The 20038-nt window shown below is 51.3% G+C and carries 18 protein-coding genes; 3 read left to right on the top strand and 15 right to left on the bottom strand.

The window, feature by feature from the left end:
- Positions 1 to 62 precede the first annotated feature (62 nt).
- From BMX45_RS19170 to BMX45_RS19135, 8 genes are read right to left on the bottom strand one after another with little or no spacing between them, the layout of a single operon-like run.
- Complete coding sequence (locus BMX45_RS19170; protein WP_368087170.1) at positions 63 to 656, bottom strand: GNAT family N-acetyltransferase; 594 nt, start codon at positions 654 to 656, stop codon at positions 63 to 65.
- Positions 653 to 1666: an ABC transporter ATP-binding protein gene (locus tag BMX45_RS19165; RefSeq protein ID WP_090911057.1), complete on the bottom strand. Its 1014-nt coding sequence runs from the start codon at positions 1664 to 1666 to the stop codon at positions 653 to 655. The genes BMX45_RS19170 and BMX45_RS19165 overlap by 4 nt, the downstream gene beginning before the upstream one ends.
- Entirely contained in the window at positions 1653 to 2666 is a 1014-nt protein-coding gene (locus BMX45_RS19160) for an ABC transporter ATP-binding protein (RefSeq protein WP_090911285.1), read from the bottom strand. Before BMX45_RS19160 ends, BMX45_RS19165 begins: the two co-directional genes overlap by 14 nt.
- Before the next feature lie 11 nt (positions 2667 to 2677).
- Positions 2678 to 3487, bottom strand: a complete 810-nt coding sequence (locus tag BMX45_RS19155; RefSeq protein ID WP_041622187.1) for an ABC transporter permease — start codon at positions 3485 to 3487, stop codon at positions 2678 to 2680.
- 13 nt (positions 3488 to 3500) lie between these two features.
- A complete protein-coding gene (locus tag BMX45_RS19150; RefSeq protein ID WP_090911056.1) occupies positions 3501 to 4442 on the bottom strand; it encodes an ABC transporter permease in 942 nt (313 codons plus the stop codon).
- 18 nt (positions 4443 to 4460) lie between these two features.
- Positions 4461 to 6086: an ABC transporter substrate-binding protein gene (locus tag BMX45_RS19145; protein WP_090911055.1), complete on the bottom strand. Its 1626-nt coding sequence runs from the start codon at positions 6084 to 6086 to the stop codon at positions 4461 to 4463.
- A gap of 24 nt (positions 6087 to 6110) precedes the next feature.
- Positions 6111 to 6824: an HAD family hydrolase gene (locus tag BMX45_RS19140; protein WP_090911054.1), complete on the bottom strand. Its 714-nt coding sequence runs from the start codon at positions 6822 to 6824 to the stop codon at positions 6111 to 6113.
- 19 nt (positions 6825 to 6843) lie between these two features.
- Positions 6844 to 8562, bottom strand: coding sequence for a CocE/NonD family hydrolase (locus tag BMX45_RS19135; RefSeq protein WP_090911053.1), 1719 nt, complete (start codon positions 8560 to 8562; stop codon positions 6844 to 6846).
- Between the two features lie 387 nt (positions 8563 to 8949).
- On the opposite strand from BMX45_RS19135, the gene BMX45_RS19130 reads away from it, so the two are divergent.
- Positions 8950 to 10305, top strand: a complete 1356-nt coding sequence (locus BMX45_RS19130) for an LLM class flavin-dependent oxidoreductase (protein ID WP_090911052.1) — start codon at positions 8950 to 8952, stop codon at positions 10303 to 10305.
- Between the two features lie 256 nt (positions 10306 to 10561).
- Here BMX45_RS19130 and BMX45_RS19125 read toward each other — a convergent pair whose 3' ends face one another.
- The 4 genes from BMX45_RS19125 to BMX45_RS19110 form a co-directional block, all read right to left on the bottom strand.
- Positions 10562 to 11896: an O-acetylhomoserine aminocarboxypropyltransferase/cysteine synthase family protein gene (locus BMX45_RS19125; RefSeq protein WP_217648129.1), complete on the bottom strand. Its 1335-nt coding sequence runs from the start codon at positions 11894 to 11896 to the stop codon at positions 10562 to 10564.
- 228 nt (positions 11897 to 12124) lie between these two features.
- Positions 12125 to 12994, bottom strand: a complete 870-nt coding sequence (locus BMX45_RS19120) for a carbohydrate ABC transporter permease (RefSeq protein WP_090911050.1) — start codon at positions 12992 to 12994, stop codon at positions 12125 to 12127.
- Between the two features lie 12 nt (positions 12995 to 13006).
- Positions 13007 to 13915: an ABC transporter permease gene (locus BMX45_RS19115; RefSeq protein WP_090911049.1), complete on the bottom strand. Its 909-nt coding sequence runs from the start codon at positions 13913 to 13915 to the stop codon at positions 13007 to 13009.
- Complete coding sequence (locus BMX45_RS19110) at positions 13912 to 15540, bottom strand: extracellular solute-binding protein (RefSeq protein ID WP_090911048.1); 1629 nt, start codon at positions 15538 to 15540, stop codon at positions 13912 to 13914. Before BMX45_RS19110 ends, BMX45_RS19115 begins: the two co-directional genes overlap by 4 nt.
- Before the next feature lie 121 nt (positions 15541 to 15661).
- Between BMX45_RS19110 and BMX45_RS19105 the strand changes: the two genes are divergently transcribed.
- Complete coding sequence (locus BMX45_RS19105) at positions 15662 to 16036, top strand: winged helix-turn-helix transcriptional regulator (protein WP_090911047.1); 375 nt, start codon at positions 15662 to 15664, stop codon at positions 16034 to 16036.
- Here BMX45_RS19105 and BMX45_RS19100 read toward each other — a convergent pair.
- Together BMX45_RS19100 and BMX45_RS19095 are read right to left on the bottom strand one after the other, a co-directional pair.
- Positions 16026 to 17447: a hypothetical protein gene (locus BMX45_RS19100; RefSeq protein ID WP_090911046.1), complete on the bottom strand. Its 1422-nt coding sequence runs from the start codon at positions 17445 to 17447 to the stop codon at positions 16026 to 16028. The two genes, BMX45_RS19105 and BMX45_RS19100, sit on opposite strands and share 11 nt — an antisense overlap.
- Before the next feature lie 426 nt (positions 17448 to 17873).
- Positions 17874 to 18710: an SDR family NAD(P)-dependent oxidoreductase gene (locus tag BMX45_RS19095; RefSeq protein ID WP_302847924.1), complete on the bottom strand. Its 837-nt coding sequence runs from the start codon at positions 18708 to 18710 to the stop codon at positions 17874 to 17876.
- 168 nt (positions 18711 to 18878) lie between these two features.
- Here BMX45_RS19095 and BMX45_RS19090 point away from each other — a divergent pair, with 168 nt between their 5' ends.
- Positions 18879 to 19484 (top strand): TetR family transcriptional regulator, encoded by a 606-nt coding sequence (locus tag BMX45_RS19090; RefSeq protein ID WP_090911045.1) that lies wholly within the window; start codon positions 18879 to 18881, stop codon positions 19482 to 19484.
- Positions 19485 to 19750: 266 nt separating this feature from the next.
- Here the strand turns inward: BMX45_RS19090 and BMX45_RS19085 are convergent.
- Positions 19751 to 20038: IS3 family transposase (locus tag BMX45_RS19085; RefSeq protein ID WP_139212467.1), on the bottom strand; the 288-nt coding region annotated here is incomplete at its 5' end.

The raw sequence follows: 20038 nt of genomic DNA, 5'->3' as shown, positions 1-20038 counted from the left end.
CATTATGCCTACTTCAAAGCCCTGAAAACTCTTTAATCCCTTGCTTATAAGAAGACCCGCCCTCAAGAAACCGGGCGGGTTCGATCATGAATGGAAGCAAGATCCTCGGGATGTTCCATGATGTATACCTCATACAGTGCGGGATCCAGTATTTTTCGCATAAGATGCATTACGCCGTCGCCGTTCTTGGGGTCGAAGTCCAGTATTGAAGCATAACCGTTGCGCCGATACATGTCAGCCAGCCAGGGATGACGCGCGGCTGTCGCTAAAGTTACCGCAGGTGCTCGATGTTGTCCGAGAAGGACGGACCGTTCAACCCAATCCATTAACTTCGACCCAAGTCCCCTCGCTTGGAGCAAGGGATCTACCGCAAACCATTTTATAAAAGGCAGGGCCGTCACGTCCCGGACCTCTCCTTCCAGCGAATAGGTGAGCGTCGCCGCGATTTCACCGTCCTGCTCCAAGACATAACATTCATTGCGCTGGATATTGGACGCAACGAGTTCCGCCGTGGCGTTGGCGGCAGGCCATTTCAGTTCCAACTTCCGAATCGGTTCATAGGCACGGAAAAGGATATCCCTTACCGTCGCAGCATCTTCCGCAGCTGCCAACCGTATGGTATCGCTCATCGAAAATACACCCTTCCATTCTTTCATGATAATATTTCGACAGGAGCGGCTTCCGGGCTTGCGTATTTGCCCTCCCACAAATGGCATCGTACGGCGTGACCTTCCCCGACGCTGGACCACCCCGGCATTTCAGACTCGCAGCGTTCGAAAGCATGCAGGCACCGCGACCGGAACGGGCACCCGCTGATATGAGCCGTTGGATCCGGCAAGTCTCCGCTAAGAATGATCTGCTCCCGCTTGGCAGCGCCCCGTTCCGCCGGGATTGACGATACCAGCGCTTGCGTGTAAGGATGGAGCGGCCTGTCATACAGATCGTGCACATCCGCAATCTCGACAATGTTCCCCAGATACATCACGGCGACTCGGTCACTGACATAATGAACCACGTTCAGATCATGGGAAATAAACAGGTAGGTTAAGGACAATTCATGCTGAAGGGATTTCAGCAGATTCAAAATTTGAGCCTGAACGGAAACGTCCAGGGCGGACACGGGCTCATCCAGCACAACAAATTCCGGATTCATCATGAGGGCTCGCGCAATGCCAACCCTCTGACGCTGGCCGCCGCTTAGTTCATGGGGATACCGGTTCCTATACGAGGCGTTCAGGCCAATCCGGTCCAGCATTTCCAGCACATCGCGCTTACGCTTCAAGCGGTTGCCCAGCCGATTGTACTTCAGCGGCTCCTCCAATAAGCGCCCAACGGTAAATCTCGGATTCAGCGAAGTGTACGGATCCTGAAACACATACTGGATTTCCTGACGTAGCTGTCGTAGTGTCCTTCCCCCCGCATCTGTGATATCACTTCCTTTATAGTGAAGCTCTCCGGCACTCGGCTCAAGAAGGCGTGCTGTCATCCGTCCAACGGTGGACTTGCCGCAGCCGCTCTCGCCGACAAGTCCAAGCGTCTCTCCCCTCCTGATGGACAGCGAGACTCCGCGAACCGCCCGGAACTTCTTGCTGCCGGGCCAGGACTGCTGCGAGTAGGACTTCTCTATGTTTCTAAGCTCTAACAGCGGAGCTTCATACGACAGCATTAGCGTTCACCTCCTCGAGCAGGAAACAAGCAGCCGTATGCTGCTTCCCGACTTGGATAAGCGGAGGCTGCTCCTGCCGGCAGCGGTCGGCTGCGTATTCGCACCGGGAAGCGAACCGGCAGCCGGCTCCTCTTTCATGGAGGGCCGGGACGGTGCCGGGTATGGAGTACAGTCGATTGCCCTTTTTCGCGGGAGTCGGAATGGAGTTGAGCAGCCCTATCGTATACGGATGGCGGGGGTGATCAAAAATCTCCGATGCCGTTCCATGCTCCACCACTTTGCCGGCGTACATGACGATAATGCGATCGCACATATCGGCGATCATGCCGAGATCATGGGAAATGAGCAGAATCGCCGTACCGTCATCCTCGCGGATGCTGCGCATCAAGTCAAGAATCTGGGCCTGGATTGTAACATCCAGCGCTGTCGTCGGCTCATCCGCAATCAAGAGACCCGGGTTGCAGGAAATGGCGATCGCGATCATGACACGCTGCCGCATGCCACCCGACAGCTGATACGGATATTCGTGCAGCAGTTTCTCCGGCCGGGGAAGTCCCACCTTGCGAAACAGCATAATTGCGCGCTCCCGTGCCTCGCTCTTGGAACAGCCCAGATGGAGTCTCAGGCTCTCCGTCACCTGAAAACCGACCGTCAAGCCATGGTTTAAGGAACTCATCGGGTCCTGGAATACCATCGATATTTCCTTCCCTCGAACCCTTTGCAGCCTGCGGTTGTCATAGGCGTGAAGCGGCAGCTCATCCTTGTACCACAGTTCACCCCCGCTGATCCGCATGGCCGGAGGAAGTAAACCCAGCACGGAAAGCGACAGTATGCTTTTGCCGCAGCCCGATTCGCCGACAACGCCCACGATCTCTCCTTTTCCGATCTGAAGGGACACATCCTCCAGCACATTCACGGCCGTCCTGCGGGACGTTTGCAATTCGATCCTCAAATTGCGGATATCAAGAACCTGTTCGTCCTGTTTGGTTCCCAGTTCCATGCCAATCACCTCTATCCTCTCTTATCCCGGACATCGCGGACCCCGTCGCTTAGGAGATTAAAACCGAGCACGGTCAGCGTGATTACCAGCCCCGGTGCGAGGGTAAACCATGGGGCCTTGCCCAGAAAGCTCTGCGATTCGTTCAGCATTCTTCCCCAGCTTGGGTCCGGCGGCTGCACGCCTAGTCCCAAATAACTGAGCGCAGCCTCCACCAGAATCGCGGTCGAGAAGCTTAAAGCTGCCGTAGTGACGATAGAGGACGCTATATTGGGAAGAATCTGAATGAAAATAATGTTCATGTGACCTGCGCCGATGCCTCTTGCAGCCTTCACATATTCCGCTTCGCGATGCTGCAGCACCCCGCTGCGAATGACCCGCGCAAACGACGGAATGGATAATATTCCGATGGCCAGCATCGTCTGGAACATGCTGGGCTGGTAAATCGTGACGAGTAGCAAAGCGATGAGTATGCCGGGGAATGCTAGCAATGCATCGGTCCCCCTCATGAGGAGCTCATCCAGCCATTTGCCCGCGTAACCGGCCAAGGTTCCGATGATCAATCCTCCGGTCAACCCGATTCCGACGGATACGGCTCCAACCATAAACGCGGTCTGAGCTCCGACCATGACGCGGCTAAGCACGTCTCTTCCGAAGTTGTCGGTTCCCAGCCAATGATTCCAGCTCGGCCCTTGCAGCCGATCCGCAATCTTCATGACGTTGACGGCGTGCGGGGTATAAAACAGGCTGATCAGCATGATTGCAAGCAGCAACGATACAAACGTCATCCCCAGCACCAAACTTAAGCTGTATTTTCTATTCATCATAGCTTAGCTCCTACTTTAATCGGATTTGCGGATCCAGCCAGCGGTAGGACAGATCAACCAAGAAATTAATCGTAATGACGGTAAAGGCTATGATCAGTACCAACCCTTGCACCAGCGGATAGTCGCGGTTTCCAATGGCCGTTATGAGCAGGCTGCCGAAGCCCGGGAGTGTAAATACCTGCTCAATGACCAGGCTGCCGGCGAGCAGCTCGCCAAAATGAATGCCGATAATCGTAATGACGGGCAGCAGCGCATTCTTCAGCACATGCCGGTAATGAACGTCTTTCTCAGGCAGCCCTTTGCTTCGAGCAGTCCTTACATAATCCAGGTTCAGCTGCTCCAGCATCGTCGTCCGCAAGTACCGCACCACGATAGCAATCTGCGGAATCGCGAGCGCGATGGCGGGAAGCAGCAAGGATCGCAGGGCGAATAGCGGACTCTCCGACCATCCGACGTACGTGCTGACCGACACCCATTTGAGGGTAAGGCCGAAGACCAAAATCAGAATGATACCCATCCAGAACGAAGGAACGGCTAGACCGATCTGGGTACCTATCGATACAACCATATCCACGAGCTTTCCCTTGGTCCGGGCTGCCAGTATGCCCAGCGGTATGGCTACGCATACCGTAATTGCCATAGCCAGCACAGCCAGGGAAAACGTGACCGGCAGACGGGCTGCGATTAAATCCAGAACCGGCTCGGAGAACCTTAAGGATTCCCCGAAGTCCAATATCGCAATGCCCTGAATCCAGTCGATAAATTGCTCGCCAAGCGGGCGATCCGTGCCGAGCTTCGCCTCCAGCATCGCAATTTGCTCATCCGTGGCCTCTACGCCAAGAATGGTAAGCGCCGGATTGCCGGGAATGATGCGGAACACGGAGAATGTCAGCACCACAATAAACAGCATCGTCAGCAGCAGCGTGAGCGTTCGTCTTGCATAGTAGTTCATCCGGGCACCTCCAGCCCCCTATTCCGTGAAGTAGACACTCGACAGATCTTGGACATAGAGCGGATACTGCTTGTAACCCGCAAGTTTCTTATTGAGCGCCACATTGGAGTTCGGGTCCATGATGTAAATCGCAGCAGCATCTTCGGCTAGAATTTGTTGGGCTTTCTTATACAGCTCCACCCGTTTCGCATCATCCACTTCGGTTACCGCCGAACTGAGGACAGTATCAAATTCAGGGTTGTTATAATTGAAGAAATTGTTGGATGCATCGGAAATATATTTGTTCAAAATCTGATACGGATCCAGCTTGCCGTCAAGGCCAATGATCGTCAGCTCATAATCGCGGCCCTTATAGATCCGTTCGAGCCATACGGCCCACTCCACCGGTTCGATTTTGACTTTCACGCCGATCTGCTCCAGTTGCGCAGCAACGACTTGGGCCGTATCCACATGGAACTGGTAGTTGGAAGGCACGGAGAGCGTCGTCTCAAACCCGTTCGGATAACCCGCTTCGGCAAGCAAAGACTTGGCTTTCTCCAGATCGGTGTCATATTGATTTTCGAGACCTTCCTGATAATATTTTGCAAGCACGGGGCTCAGGTTCGAACCGATCTTCGTACCGTAACCGAGCGCAACCCCTTGAATGATTTCATCCTTATTGATGGCGAAATTCAGGGCTTGGCGAACTTTAATGTCGCTGAACGGTTTCTTGGCGTTATTGAAGGCAACCAGCTGCACCAGATTTTGCGGCGCGCTCAGGGTGGTATAGTCGTTGGCTATCTCCTCCAGCCGCTCCGTCCCGATCCGCGGGAATACATCCACCTCTCCGGATTTCAAAGCCAGCAGTCCTGCTTCCGCATCCGTAATGATCCGGAATTCGACCTTGTCGAGCGAAGGCACATCCTTCACATAATAATCCGGGAACTTCTCGACAACGAGCCGCTGCCCGGGCAAGTATTCCTTAAACTTGAACGGTCCTGTGCCAATCGGGTTCTTATTGCTGTCTTCATACCCCTTCGGAATGACCGCAGAGGTCAATGCCGTCAAAAAGGAGGAGCTGTTCTGCTTCAATTGGATCTCAATCGTGGAATCGTCCTTGGCCTCAACCGACTGAACGTCCTCGAAAGCCGACTGCAGCGGTTTTCCCGTATCCAGCCCAGCCAAGCGGGAATAAGAATACGCCACATCCTCTGCGGTTACCGGGTTCCCATTATGGAATTTCACCCCGCTTCGCAGCTTGAACGTATAGATCAGACCGTCATCCGAAACTTCGTAAGATTCCGCAATAGCCGGATTAAGCTCGCCCTCCTCGTTTGGCTTCAACAGCCCCTCGAACACATTGAACAGCACTTCATTCGTGCCGGCTGCCACCGCCAGGTGAGGATCGAGGAAGTCAAGATCCTGCAAAATAATGACGACAACGTCGCCGCCCTGCACCTTGGCTCCGGCGGATTGCTCCGTCTTGATTTCCGGTGCCGGCGCAGATGACGTATTGGCAACGCCGTCGCCGCCTCCATTGGTTCCCCCCTCTGGACTGCCGGTTGGAGCAGCAGCGTTGTTATTGCCGCAAGCGGCCGTAAACAGAATCAATAAAGCCATCGTTAAAATACTCATGCCATGACGCAATCTGCGATTTTTTCTCATAGGTATGCCCCCTCCTTTTCTTATTTAAGAGATGATTTTGGATGAAACGGATAATCGCTGCGGAAGCTCTTGTATCGATGAAATCAGCTGGACCGAATCCAGCTCCTCGATCCCCAGCGTACCGAACCGGTTGATCAGGTAGCTCTGCATGCCCGCCCGCTCACTCCCGATGACGTCATCGTAATAGTTATCACCGACGTACAGGCTTTCCTCGGGGGATATCCCGGCGCGCTCCAGCGCTAACTGAAATATCGCCCGATCCGGCTTCTCGATTCCCACTTCTGAAGAGATCACGATCTCATCAAGGAGCGGCAGCAAGCCATTTCTCTCCAATACATCCCTTGCGGTATGATCCCAATTGCTGATAAGGCCCACCCCGTAGGAGTGTTCTTTCAAGTTCTCCAGAACGGGGCGGGTGAATGGAAACGAACGCCAGCCGACGCATTCCAGCTCCAGCTGAACCTCCAAAATCCGCCGGTATTGCTTCGTCAGATCAAAATGCAAGCCCAGCGAATGATTGAGCACGCCCAAGTACCATGGAAAAAAGGTATCGCGTTCCTTGGCCAGCACCCCCGGGTAATCCCTCATGAAATGTTTATCCGCCAGATGGTACGCCTCTTCGATCCGCTCCTGCGGAATGCTCACCCCTTGCTCCGCCAGGTAGCGGACGTAAACCTGTTCCCTGTCCTGATACACTAATGTGTATCCCAGATCAAACCAAATGAAGTTGATCGCCAAATTCCTTTACCTCCCTGTCTTATTCATGGATGATCGGCAGCCAAAGCTTCGATGGATGCAGCTCATCATGGTATATCGTCTGAGTCGCCGTCACGAAGTCGGCCTCCGTCGCTTCCCCCGGATTCATCACCCGGTTCGGATTACGGTCAAAGGTCGGAAACAGCGAGCTTGTGACATGAAGGCGGATGCGGTGGCCTGGGCGGAACACGGCTGCCGTCGGCCCAAGCGATATTTCGTATCGGTGCACTTCACCCGGCACAACCGCCTCGGGAGCCGATAAACCATGTCGGTAGCTCGCTCTCACGATGCCCTCCGCGATATTATAGGAACGCCCGTCCGGGTACGCATCGACAAGCTTTGCGACAAAATCCGTATCCTCGGCCGAAGTGGATGCATACAGCTCAACCGTCACCTCCCCGCTAAGAACCAGCTCCTCCTGGAGAGGCTCCGTCGAATAGACCAGCACATCATTCCGAACCTCATTCGGTATCTGATTGCGAGGACCCATCGGCGTTAAATCGGGCACGGCGCCGGAACGGCCGCCGAGTGCGGGCACTGGGATCGAAGGATGGTACACATACGTGTCGGGATACTCCTCAACCGGCGCGCTCGTGGTCAGCGTTCCGTCACCATGGATCGAGTTCGCTCTCGACGCGCTGTGAAGATAGTAAGCCGTATCCTGTGCTTCGGCTGGTGGCCACTGCTCCGCTTCGTGCCAGGTATTGCTTCCCATTCGAAAATAGGTGACCGGGGCCAGTTCATGAAGCGGCTCCTTCCCTTTCAGCCAACGGTCAAACAACCGGAGCTGCAGTTGATCTACCCGGTTGGCCGCTTCCGGTCCGAAATCCAACTCCCCGACATATCTCGACCACGGCATGTGAAACCACGGCTCTATGTACAAATACTGGTGTGCCTTTGCGTTCTCCGTGGCCCCCCGCTTACGGATCCCGGTGAAGTTCTCGATCGTCCCGTCAATAAAAATGTCGTACCACCCGCCAATATGAAGCGCAGGCACCTCGACCGATTCATACTTTTCTTTCAAGGAAGTAGCATGCCAATACTCGTCACGGGACGGATGCCTCAGCCATTCCAGATAGTAAGGTGCGAGCTCCTTAACCGACTCGGGCGGATCGTTCAGCGGCAATCGCTTGTAAAAGGAAAACACGTCCCCGTATAACGCCGACAGCTCGGCTGCCCAGTCCCCGCGTCCGCGGCGAAGCGCGGTGTCCTGGGCCGCGAACAACATCCACGATTGCTGCAAGGCCAGGCTCAGGGCACCGTTTCGGTAGGCTTTGCCCTGATAGGAGTCGGAGCCGATCATGGCAGGTGCGATGCAGGCCAGATGAGGCGGTCTGCTGGTGGCCGCCAGCCACTGCATGGCACCCGCGTACGAGAATCCGTACATGCCGACCTTCGGTATGGCGTACGGAAGTGAGGCTGCCCACTCAATGGTGTCATAGCCGTCCTCGGCCTCATGAATGTATGGATGAAACGCTCCCTCCGAGGACCATCGGCCTCTGGCATCCTGCACGACCACTACATACCCGTGCCGGGCATACCAGCTCGGATGCGCGTAATTCATCGTCTGCGCATCCTGCCTGTTGTACGGAGTTCGCAGCAGCAGCACTGGATAAGATTGGTCATCATTCGGCCGGTAAACATCCGCATACAGGCGGACGCCGTCCCGCATCGGTACGGGAATGCCCCGTTCCGTTCGGATTGAATCTTGAATGGACATCGATATTTCACCTTTCCGACAGAAAATAAGGATAAAAAAAGAGATGCCGCGCTAATCTTCCGATTAGCAGCAGACATCTCCAGTTGACTGGTAAATGGCATTATTCCGACAATGACAATTGGATTTGTGTGATATCGTATCGCAGTTTGTACGTCTCGTCAATAACCTATTTTCGCTGGCGTGTTTCCTCAAGTCAGCGATTCATATAATGAGTAAGTTACGGGTTGACAACGGCGGCATTGCTTATTAACATTCAGTTAAGCTTATATAGTCCATTATTCCGATCTTGATAATGTAAGATTAAGTCTACCAGTCAACTGGAGACACTTTTCCCCGATCCTTTGGAGGAAAGTGTCTTTTTTTATTCATCCATAAGGAGTGAAGACCGTGACCCGGAAGAAAGAAATCAAATTATCGGCTTACCTTGTAGGCACCGGCATGCACGCCTCTTCTTGGCGGCGCGACGATGCTATGCCCGGGGCAAGCATCAACATCGATTATTACCGAACGCTTGCCCAAACTGCGGAACGTGGCAAATTCGACATGGTGTTTCTGGCCGACAGTCTGGCCATTAACGAAGAGTCCCATCCTAACATCCTGAACCGGTTCGAGCCTATCACACTGATCTCCGCCCTGGCGGGCGCGACCTCCCGCATCGGGCTGGTCGCCACGGCTTCCACCTCTTATGTGGAGCCCTTCAACCTGGCGCGCCAGCTGATGTCCGCAGACCATATCAGCAAGGGGCGGGTAGGCTGGAACATCGTCACGACCCGGGACTTATCCGGCAATACGGCACGGAACTTCGGCGCTGCAGAGCATTATGAGCTGGAGCATCGCTACCTTAGAGCTGCCGAGTTCGTAGATGTCGTTCGCGGCCTCTGGGATTCGTGGGAGGATGATGCCTTTGTCTTCGACAAGTCTTCCGGACGCTTCTTCGAGCCAGATAAGCTTCATCGCCTTCAACATCGGGGCGAATTCTTCTCCGTGGAGGGGCCGCTTAACATCGCACGCTCCCCGCAGGGGCAGCCGGTTCTGGTCCAAGCCGGCAACTCCGCTGCCGGTCAGCAGTTTGCCGCAAACGTGGGCGAAGTGATTTTTGCAATTAAATACAATTTCGAAGATGCACGGGAATACTATCAAGCCTTCAAACAGAAGATTGCGGCTTCCGGCAGAAATCCGGATGATGTATCCATTGTCCTTGGGATCTCGCCGGTCATCGGCGCGACAGAGGACGATGCGCTGCGCAAGCGCAAGCAGTTTGAGGAGCTGCTTACGGATGAGACGATTCTGGATTTTTTGGCGGATTATTTTAAGGATGTCGATTTTACCGGCTTCACGCCTGAAACCACCGCTCAGGAAGCCGGACTGGACATCCTGCAGGCGAGGAATCCGGACTATCCCAAACATCAGCCCGTCATCGCAAGGGAGAATCCTACACTGCGCGAAATCTATTCGCTCATTATCGGCTCCTTCAGCGGGGACCACTTGGTCGGTACGCCGGAGAAAATCGCGAATACGCTGGAACATTGGTTCAAGGAAGGCGCCGCGGATGGCTTCATGCTCATGGCTCCCGGCCTTCCCGATGGGCTCGAGGATTTTGTGGACGGGGTTGTCCCGCTCCTCCAGGAACGGGGACTGTTCCGGCGGGAATATACCGGAAGCACGTTACGGGAGCATTTCGGTCTGCCGATCCCTCCCAACCGCTTCCGTACAGCGTCTGAGGCGCAGGCTGCCACGCGTTAAGCGCTAGCGTTGATCGATAGGACCGACAGATAACCTCCATGCCCCGAACGTTGGAGGAGTCATCGCCCCGCATGCTAAAGCGCCCACCCGTAGTGAAACGGGAGGTGCTTCTTTGTATCAGGCCAACGTGATGATATCGTTGGTCGTTTCATCTACTCCGTCAGAATAGCCGGACTACACCGGCCCCCTCTGACGTTCCAATTTCATCTTCGTGAAAAAGAAGCCAGTCAGCTTACGGACTGGCTCGATCAGCTTCTTATGCTTGCAGCGTTCCTGCCGGTTTCCCGGCTAAACTTCCGGCTTTCTGCAAGGCCTGCTCCAAATCGTCAATAAGATCCAGCGGATCCTCGATGCCAACGGACAGTCGGATCAGATCCGGCGTTATGCCGCCGGAGAGCTGCTGCTCCGGCGATAGCTGGGCATGGGTCGTACTGGCAGGGTGAATGACCAACGACTTGGCATCCGCGACATTGGCCAGATGGGAGAACAGCTCCAGGCTGTCAATAAATCGATTGGCTGCCTCAAACCCGCCTTTTAAGCCGAAAGTAAAGATAGAACCTGCGCCTTTCGGGAAGTAGATTTGACCCAGTTCATAGTAAGGGCTTGATGCAAGTCCCGGGTAATTGACCCAGGCCACTTCGGGATGCTCGTTCAGATACTGCACGATGCGATTCGTATTGGACAAATGCTTCTCCAGCCGCAGCGACAGCGTCTCGAGTCCTTGCAGCAGCAAGAAGGAGTTGAACGGGCTGATGGCTGCCCCGATGTCACGCAGAAATTGAACGCGCAGCTTCGTAATATAAGCGGTCTCGCCGAATTTCTCCAGGTACCGGATCCCGTTATAGCTTGGATCAGGCTCCGTAAGCCCCGGGAATTTGCCGCTCTCCCAATCAAACCTGCCGCCGTCCACAATCAGGCCGCCGATGGTGGTGCCATGGCCCCCGATATATTTCGTCGCCGAATGGACAACGATATCGGCGCCATGCTCAATCGGTCTGATCAGATACGGTGTTCCGAAGGTGTTGTCTACGATTAACGGGATTCCATGTTCATGGGCTATATCCGCAATGCGCCTGAGGTCCGGTACGTTGAGCCCCGGATTTCCAATCGATTCAATGAAAAGGGCTTTTGTATGCTCGTTGATGGCGTGCCGGAAATTCTCGGGATCATCCGGGCTGACAAACGTCGTCCGGATGCCAAGCTTGGGCAGCGTGACGGCAAGCAAGTTGTAGGTTCCGCCATAAAGGGTGTTCGCGGCTACAATCTCATCGCCGGCCCCTGCAATATTAAATATGGAATACGTGACGGCCGTCGAACCCGAGGCCACAGCGAGCGCGCCAGAGCCACCCTCCAAGGCAGCTATTCGCTGCTCCAGCACCTCATTCGTCGGATTGCTGATTCGGGTATAGGTGTTCCCCGGCTCTTCAAAATTCAGCACAGCACGAGCGTGCTCCGTATTCTTGAATACAAAGGAAGAGCTTTGGTAAATAGGTACCGCTCTTGCGCCCGTCACCGGATCCGCCTCTTGCCCAGCGTGCACTTGCAACGTATCGAATCTCCATTTTTTTGAAAGGTTCTGCTGATCTGTCATCATGGTTCATCTCCTTTTTCTCCTATACAAACCAAAAGGAGACTGAAGGCATCGTCCCTTGGGAACCCCTTCAGTCTCCAGTATTTCTGGTCAACTCCGTATACAGCACTTATATCCAATTATTCCTACTTATATAGTAGTTATATTGTACTTCCAACCGTACAACGTGTCAATGTGATGCGTTCAGCGGATCCTTAATCGATTATCATGGCATTCTTAGTATGATCCTTATCCCTTGACCGCTCCTAAGAAAGCACTCTTCACAAAATACTTCTGGAGAAACGGATAAATACACAGAATGGGCATAGTCGCAATCACGATTGTAGCATATTTGATCGTTTCTCCGATGTTTCGAGCTTCTCCTACACCTGCTCCAAAAGAAATGTTATCCGTCCCGTTGTTGATCAAAATCTCGCGCAACACCAATTGTAGCGGATACAATGTACGATCTTGTATGAATAGCGATGGAATAAACCACATGTTCCATTTGTCTGCCGCCGTGTATAACATAATTACGCTAATGACTGGCATGGACAACGGGATCACTATTTTTAGAAGCACGGTCAAGTGATTGGCACCGTCGATCTGGGCCGACTCCTCAAGTTCAACAGGCAACGACAAAAAGGCGGTTCGCAAAATAATCAGGTGAAACGTATTTACCGCAAACGGAAGGAGCAGAGCCCACATGGTGTTCATGATACCCATATCTTTCACTACAAGATAGAACGGTATGAGCCCAGCATTAAAGAACATGGTTACGACAATAAACAACATTAGGAACTTGTTCCATATGAAATTGCGGCGCGATAGCACGTATGCCGCCAAAATCGCCATCGTTACATGTAGAATGAGACCTCCGCCAGCCAGTCGAAGCGTGTTCCAGTAGCCCGACCAAACCGCCGGATTGCCAAGCGCTCTCTCGTAAGCCCGTGTACTAAAACCGGCTGGTTTCCACAGCAGTCCCTTTCTAGCCATAAGCAGGTCCCCATCGCTGAACGAAGCGAACAAGACGTAGATCAATGGATAAAGCGTAACAGCAACCAGCGTGGTCAGCAGAAAGTACACGGCAATGTCAAGTATACGGTCGGATAAACGCATGGGTTCCCCTCCTTACCACAAACTGTTTTGGTTTGTTTTTCGGGTTAGCGCATTGGCGATAACAAGCATCAGGAGATTGATTGCAGAGTTAAACAATCCAATGGCCGAACTGAAACTCCAGTCATTGTCGAGTAAGCCTTTACGATAGACGAACGTGGAAATAACATCCGCCGATTCATAGATCACGGGATTATAAAGCAATAATATTTTTTCGTACCCTACATCCATCAAATGACCTATCCGCAAAATAAACATGATTGTAATCGTCGGTAGAAGCCCTGGCAGCGTTATGCTTCGAATTTGCCGCAAGCGACTTGCGCCATCTATACGCGCTGCCTCGTATTGTGCCTGCGGGATCGTCGATAGCGCTGCTGCATAAATAATCGACTCCCAACCGACCCGTTGCCAGATTTCGGACATCACGTATATGCCGCGGAACAGCCCTGGCTGCTGCAGCAAATCATGTCCATCGCCCCCCGTCAAAAACGTAAAGGCGAGATTCGCGATGCCGCCGCTCTGGGTTAGATCCTTGACCAAGCCGCAAACGACGATCAGCGAGATAAAATAAGGCATGAACGAAACCGTCTGTACGAATGATTTGACATATCGCGAGCGAACTTCATGAATCAAAAGCGCCAATACAATCGGAGCTGTAAAATCGAATACCAGGGAGTAAAGACTTAGCAGCACGGTGTTCCGAAACAAGCGCCAGAAATAGTGGCTGTCGATAAAAGATCTGAAATGTTCCAATCCGACCCATTCGCTTCCCCAAATCCCTTGAATCGGTGAATAATCTTTAAATGCGATAACCGCGCCGAACATAGGCAAATACTGAAATAAAACATAATAAGCGACGATTGGAATAGCGAGCACATAGAGCCATTTGTTACGCTTGAAATCTTTGGCGACTCTTCTGATCATCGGTTCAGGAAACGGTCGTAAGCAGCCTGTTGAATTTCTAGCGCGCGTCTGATACCAAGAGACTCCAGCTTTTCCGTAAGCTCACGAAAAGCTTCATCCGCCGGTTCTGATCCCAGAATGACCTTTAGTGTGATCTCGTTGACTAGCGTGTCGACATCAGACATAATGCGCGCAAATTCGTTCGATTCCTCAGATGTGATCGACACGGGCGGAAGTACGTGCTTAAGGTTGTCCGTTTTCCAGTTGTCGTAATTGTGATCCTCATTCGTCACGGCCAATTTACCGATCAGCTCCTTAGATTCTACGTACGGACCTGGATTTACGGTATGGGTGTAGAGGGTCAATGCTTCTAGGTAGGACAGTTTGTCTGGGTTACTCGTGATTAATTCTGCCAGCTCCGGTTTGCCGTCTTTCCAATGGAATGACTGTCCTTCGATTCCATAATTGAAAAGCAGGTAGCCCTCTTCTCCGTAGGCATAATCAAGCACTTGAACGGCAAGCTCTGGATGCTTGCTGCTGGCGGATATCGCAGCAGACGCTTCCGCCCCGTACATCCACGCTTCCTGTCCAAACTTCGGAGTTTCCCCTTTTTGCAGCACGGGATAAGGCGCGAACACGAAAGTCGCTTGCGGGTCTCCATCCCTAAGAGCAGCCTCCCATTTGTCGATATTGGCACCCGAGGAGACGGTTGCTCCCGAAGCCCCTGTCATCATATTCGCATCCTGCGTTTTTCGGTCGTTCTGCGTAAAGTTCGGGTCGAGCAATCCTTCTTCGTACCATTGATTCATTGTTTTCAAAAACTGCATATATCCGGGCTGCAGCGGACCATACAGCACTTTCCCGTCTTCGTGATAAAAATCACGGATCACGCCGAATGCCCCGATAAAAGCTCCATCCAGAAAACCTTGCAGCGCATGGGTTTGGCTGCTAAACGTCAATGGTGCACGTACGCCTTTTCGCTCCTTGAACGCGATCAACACTTGGTGCCATTCGTCGATCGTTGTGGGGACATCCAAATTTAGTTCCTGAAGCCAATCCTTGCGCAGCACCGGACCTGCCCACTGTGTGGTCATGCCGCCTTCTTTAAGAAACGGAAATGCATAATAGTCTCCGTTGTCCGTTTTCACCAATTTGTCGATATCGGGATGCTCCTGTAAATACTTTTTCAAGTTCGGCGCATGCCGGTCGATGAGTTCGTTCAGTTTTAAAATATATCCGTCTTTCAAGGCCTTTTCAGGCCCACCTGACACACCATCCAGCCAATTATATTCGATAATGTCGGGTAAATTTCCTGAAGCAAGCATTACGCTGAACGATTCCTTTGCCTGTGTTGCAGACACCTCAGAAAACCGAATCGGTACCCCGATCCGTTGCTGCCATTCCTGATAAAAAGGAATATCGTTAACGCTCGGTTTGAGCGTCGTCTGGCTTTGCAGCCAGTACGTCAGTTCGGACCCATTTTGGATTGGGTAGACAGCCTGCCCGTCTACCGTTTCAACGTTCGAAGAACTGCTTGCCGATCCGGTGATTTGATCGGAGACTTCATTATGTCCCGAGCAAGCCGAGATAAGGATCAATATCACCAGCACAAGCGGCAGAATGGCAACTTTTTTAATGGTCAACATATTTGGTTACTCCTTTTGAGCACGGGTTTCATACTTGAAACGATGAGCTCGGTTTGATAATATTCATATTAAACAGGGACGATTAGTCGATTTTAATAACAAAAAAAGAGGGGTATTGAATATGATCGAATACCGCAATAGCGTTTTTCTTTGTACCTCTGAAATCACTCTCGGATTAATAAGCGGAAAATGGAAGCCTTTGATTTTAAGTCATTTATCGAAACAAACCTACCGGTTCAACGAACTTCAGAAGTTGATGCCCGGAGCTACGCAAAAAATGCTGACGATGCAGTTAAGAGACTTGGAAAACGACGGATTAATCGCCCGGAAAGTGTATGCGGTAGTTCCGCCAAAGGTCGAATATTCGCTAACCCAATTGGGGGAGGCGCTCATGGTTATATTAATCCAGCTTCGCGACTTTGGGACAGATTATATGCGGTTATTTCCGGACGACGAACTGCCATCCACAACACAAGAACATGAGGTTAACGGTTAGCAACTTGATGAGAATAGCTTCCATTCAACAGAATTAACCCTCTTAATTTACTACCTGCCAGATGCGGCGCCCCCACCTCATCGGCTTGTTCGTCAATAATCACAACCACGTTTAGCGGAAACAGTTTGCCAAGCAGTGCCCACACCACGAGCGGATTGCCTCCAACCGAAATGTAGTGAACGCCATCTTCATCAAACGCCGCGAGTCCTGTCACCCCCAATATATCCGAAGCAGTGTGTTCAATCCATTCAGAACGTTCCGGCCAGGTTGTACGATCTGCGGATACGTGGATATGCTCAGGACGATACATATATCGGTGTCCTCGCATAGCTTGCCCAACATCCACACGATACTCGTAATTTCCATCTGACAATTTCAGATTTAATATAACCCGTCCTTGTTCTTTTGCTTCGGGTACGATATCTATTTCGTTTTGGAAACTTGCTTCATTGTTATTCTGTTGCTCTGATGTACGGGAACCGATCCAACTGCGGGTGGCTGCGTAGTAATCGCCCTCAGCATAATCGAAGACAACGGAGTCTGTCGGCCCGTCCTTCTGATACGGCAATAGATGAGCGGGATGCCAGCAGAGTAAGTTTTTTGCGGCCGTAATCGGTTTTCCAATTGCCGCAGGCAGCACCATTCCGAGACGATATTGAAATCCGTATCCAACCATGGAGAGTTCAGGGCTTAGGAAACTTTGCGCGAAGCGTACAACCTCTCTGTGAGGCATTTGTTTGACCATCAGTTCTGTGAGGAAACGATTCCGCGCCGGCTCGATAAAACGAAGTCCCTTCGATTGATCCCCCTCCACGATCATAATAGGAACTTCCTCCCAGTTCTCAAAAGGCATCAACGCATCTCTCAGGAGGATAAGTTGGTGCAGATACTCATTAAACAACTGCATGATTTCGGGGCTGCCCTTCGGCCCCATTAAAATGCTCACCACCTGTGGCGTCCATCGATGATTGTCACACTGGCTTCGATGAACAAGCTGGAGCAAGCCTTTCTCTCCGTATATCAGCCAAGCCCACTTCTCTAAATAATATTCTCGAGCCCAGCTAGACAACGTGTTTCCGATTTTTTGAGCCTGATCGAGGAACGGGCGTTTCGTTTCATCTCCCGAGGCGACTAAGGCCAACGGCAGCACGGCTTCTCTTCCGGAAACTCCTAAGCTGGATTGGAGATTCCTTAAGAGCGACTCAGCGGCAGCATAGTCCCCAAGCTGTAAGCAAACCGCCTCGAGTAATGCACTTGTTTCGCGGACGATATCTTTTGCGCGGTACACTCCAGCAGGGAGTTCCCAATGCGATTTCTCTTTAGAGTCTACAGAACGAAACATCGTAGTCTCGATATCAATTCGCGACCCAAGTCGCAGACTGCTATCCTCTATTTTGATCCGATATTCCAATTAATCTCTCCCCCTTTCGTTATTTCTGACTCAGTATAAATTCAATTGACATACTTGAAAAGTACGCACTTTTGGGTATGTCAATTTCAATGAAGTGACTTAGTTTCATGAAGGAAACCGTAGTTAACATTAGGATAGAAGATACCCATAAATTAGGGTGCACGGGTTTACAAGCCAATCATCATTCCATCCTATAATTGCAAAACGATAAGATATTTATCTAATCGGTAATCGGACTATGTTCTTGTCCTTCGACATTCGGATTATTACCTTTTTCGGCTATTCACTTTACACAGACAAAAAACAGTCAGATCTAATATGCAAGGTCTGACTGTTGCAATTATTCACCTGTCAATTCATCATTCATTCTTTGTATTTCAAATAGATATCTATCGCGGCCTATCCAACATCAATTTCGGCCAAATGTTAAAGAATATGCTTGGTCAACTGATATAATTTTAGTGCGTCCTTCTTGCTAAGCGTCGGGAGATCGAGATCAACGGGCTTGGTTCGGTCCCAGGCAATGAGGGGCTGGGATGGAGGATTATCCATCAGCTTAATGATCGGTTGAATACTCCTCTCCACCGGCTGTGCGAAGAGCTTGCCCATTACGCGCAATATTCCCTTGAAAGGCTGGGCCAAATGATTCGTACCGCTATGGGTATATCCGGGATGGTTTAGTATGAAACGTGTTTTCCCGGTCTTGTGGTTCTCAGCATACGCAACCCCCAGCAAATCATTCGCCCGTCCTCCCTGCAGAGTCGCCTTCAACAGACCATACCCCTGTTGAAGTGTAAGGTCATCGTAGTGAACGACTCCCTTCGTCATTCCAGTGCCTCCGATGCTTACAATGACCGGATTGGTCCCCCTCTCCAACAATTCCGTTAAACCATAACTCAGAATAAATCGGCTGACATAATAGAGCGCAAAAGTGCTTTCAAAACCATCTGGAGTCAATTTCCGTTTAGGAAATTGTTGCATCGCTGTAAGCACCAGTCCGTCAAGCGACATATGGTGTTGTTGAACTTCTTGAATGACGCGGCGGTTCTCAGACAATGATAATAGATCAGCTTGAATAAAGGATGCCCGGTCTGCGGCGCCAAGTCTTGCAGCCTCGTCTAGAAATTCCTTACCCCGGAGACGGTTGCTGCCTGTCACCGTCACTCTGCTGCCCTGGCGTAAATAATAAATGGCGATCCCTTTGCCCATCCCGGAAGTACCTCCTGCTACGAATAAGTCCTTCACCTTCCCACTCTCCCACATATGAATTAAGCTATAAATGTTGACTAGACAACAGTTGTCAATTACCATATTAATAGTAATCTCCAATGCGAATCAATCAGCAAAAGAGCAGATCTGTTGTGTAGACAACAATAGATCCAAATTGTATCCTTCCCGGCTACGGATCACGAGACAAGGAGATGGTGTGGGATGGGTTTAGCGAACCCGAATGATCCTCGCGCAAAGCGAACGAGGAAATATATTCAGAAAGCATTTACGGATTTGCTTGTAGAAATGGACTTCGAAGACCTCTCGATTCAGGATATTATGGATCGTGCTGAACTGAACCGAGCCACCTTTTATAACCATTATCAAGATAAATATGAATTGCTTGAGTTAACCATGACCAGCGCATTTACGGAGATTCTATCAACACGGATTCCTCCCGGTACGCAAATGCAGGGTACAGAGCTGTTGCGCAATCTAATGCTGGCAGTCTGTGAGTGGCAGATTGAAACGACGAAGCTGCTAAATGCACGGCGAACCCTTTCGCGGGCGATGGAGGACAATGCCAAGCAACAACTGTACAATGTCATCATCTCTTGCATGGCGCATGTCAAAGACCTCCCGGCGGAAGAGCAGCGAAGAATGGAATGGGTCGCGACGATGATCAGTTGGTCAATTTATGGGGTGGTTGTGAAGTGGAGTCAACGGCAGGAAGAGCCGGCGGAACAATTCATCGAGCATGTGCTGCCCTTCCTGATGTCGAACTTGCGTACGCTTAATCTGCAAGGCTCACAAGAGGAATCGGGGTAATCCAAAAGGATATTTAAGTCTATCCACACCCCTATTTTTTGCCGGCGCGTATGGTATGGTTCTCCGTGACTAATCTTCAACTAAACTGCTTGCATGGAAACATAGTTAGATACTTATCTAATCGGTAATCGGCTCATGTTCTTGTCCTTTTCGGCAATCGGTACAAGTTCTTGTCCTCGAATCGGGGCAAGAATTTGTGCCGATAAAACAAAAAAGCCGCTATTTTGAACTTAACCCTGTCAAGTAGACAACCTTAAAAAGCAGCCTTAAGCAACCTTAGTTCGGTACTCAATTGGACTAAGGTTGTTTAGTTTTTGTTGAAAACGTTCGTGGTTGTAAAAATGGATATATTGTTCAATTGCCATAATAAGCTCTTCCTCGGTCGAGAACGTGGCGAGTCGAAAACATTCCGACTTCAGGTGTCCAAAGAAGCTCTCGATACAGGCGTTATCCCAACAGTTTCCCTTACGCGACATACTCACTTTCATTTTCTTGCGCTTCAACAAGGCATGGTACTCCTTGTGGGTATACTGGAAGCCTTGGTCGCTGTGGAG

Source organism: Paenibacillus sp. cl141a, from assembly GCF_900109305.1.
In the GTDB taxonomy this organism is placed as follows: domain Bacteria; phylum Bacillota; class Bacilli; order Paenibacillales; family Paenibacillaceae; genus Paenibacillus_AQ; species Paenibacillus_AQ lautus_A.
Note: the sequence above shows the minus strand (reverse complement) of the source record. Positions and strands in the feature narration are given on the sequence as shown.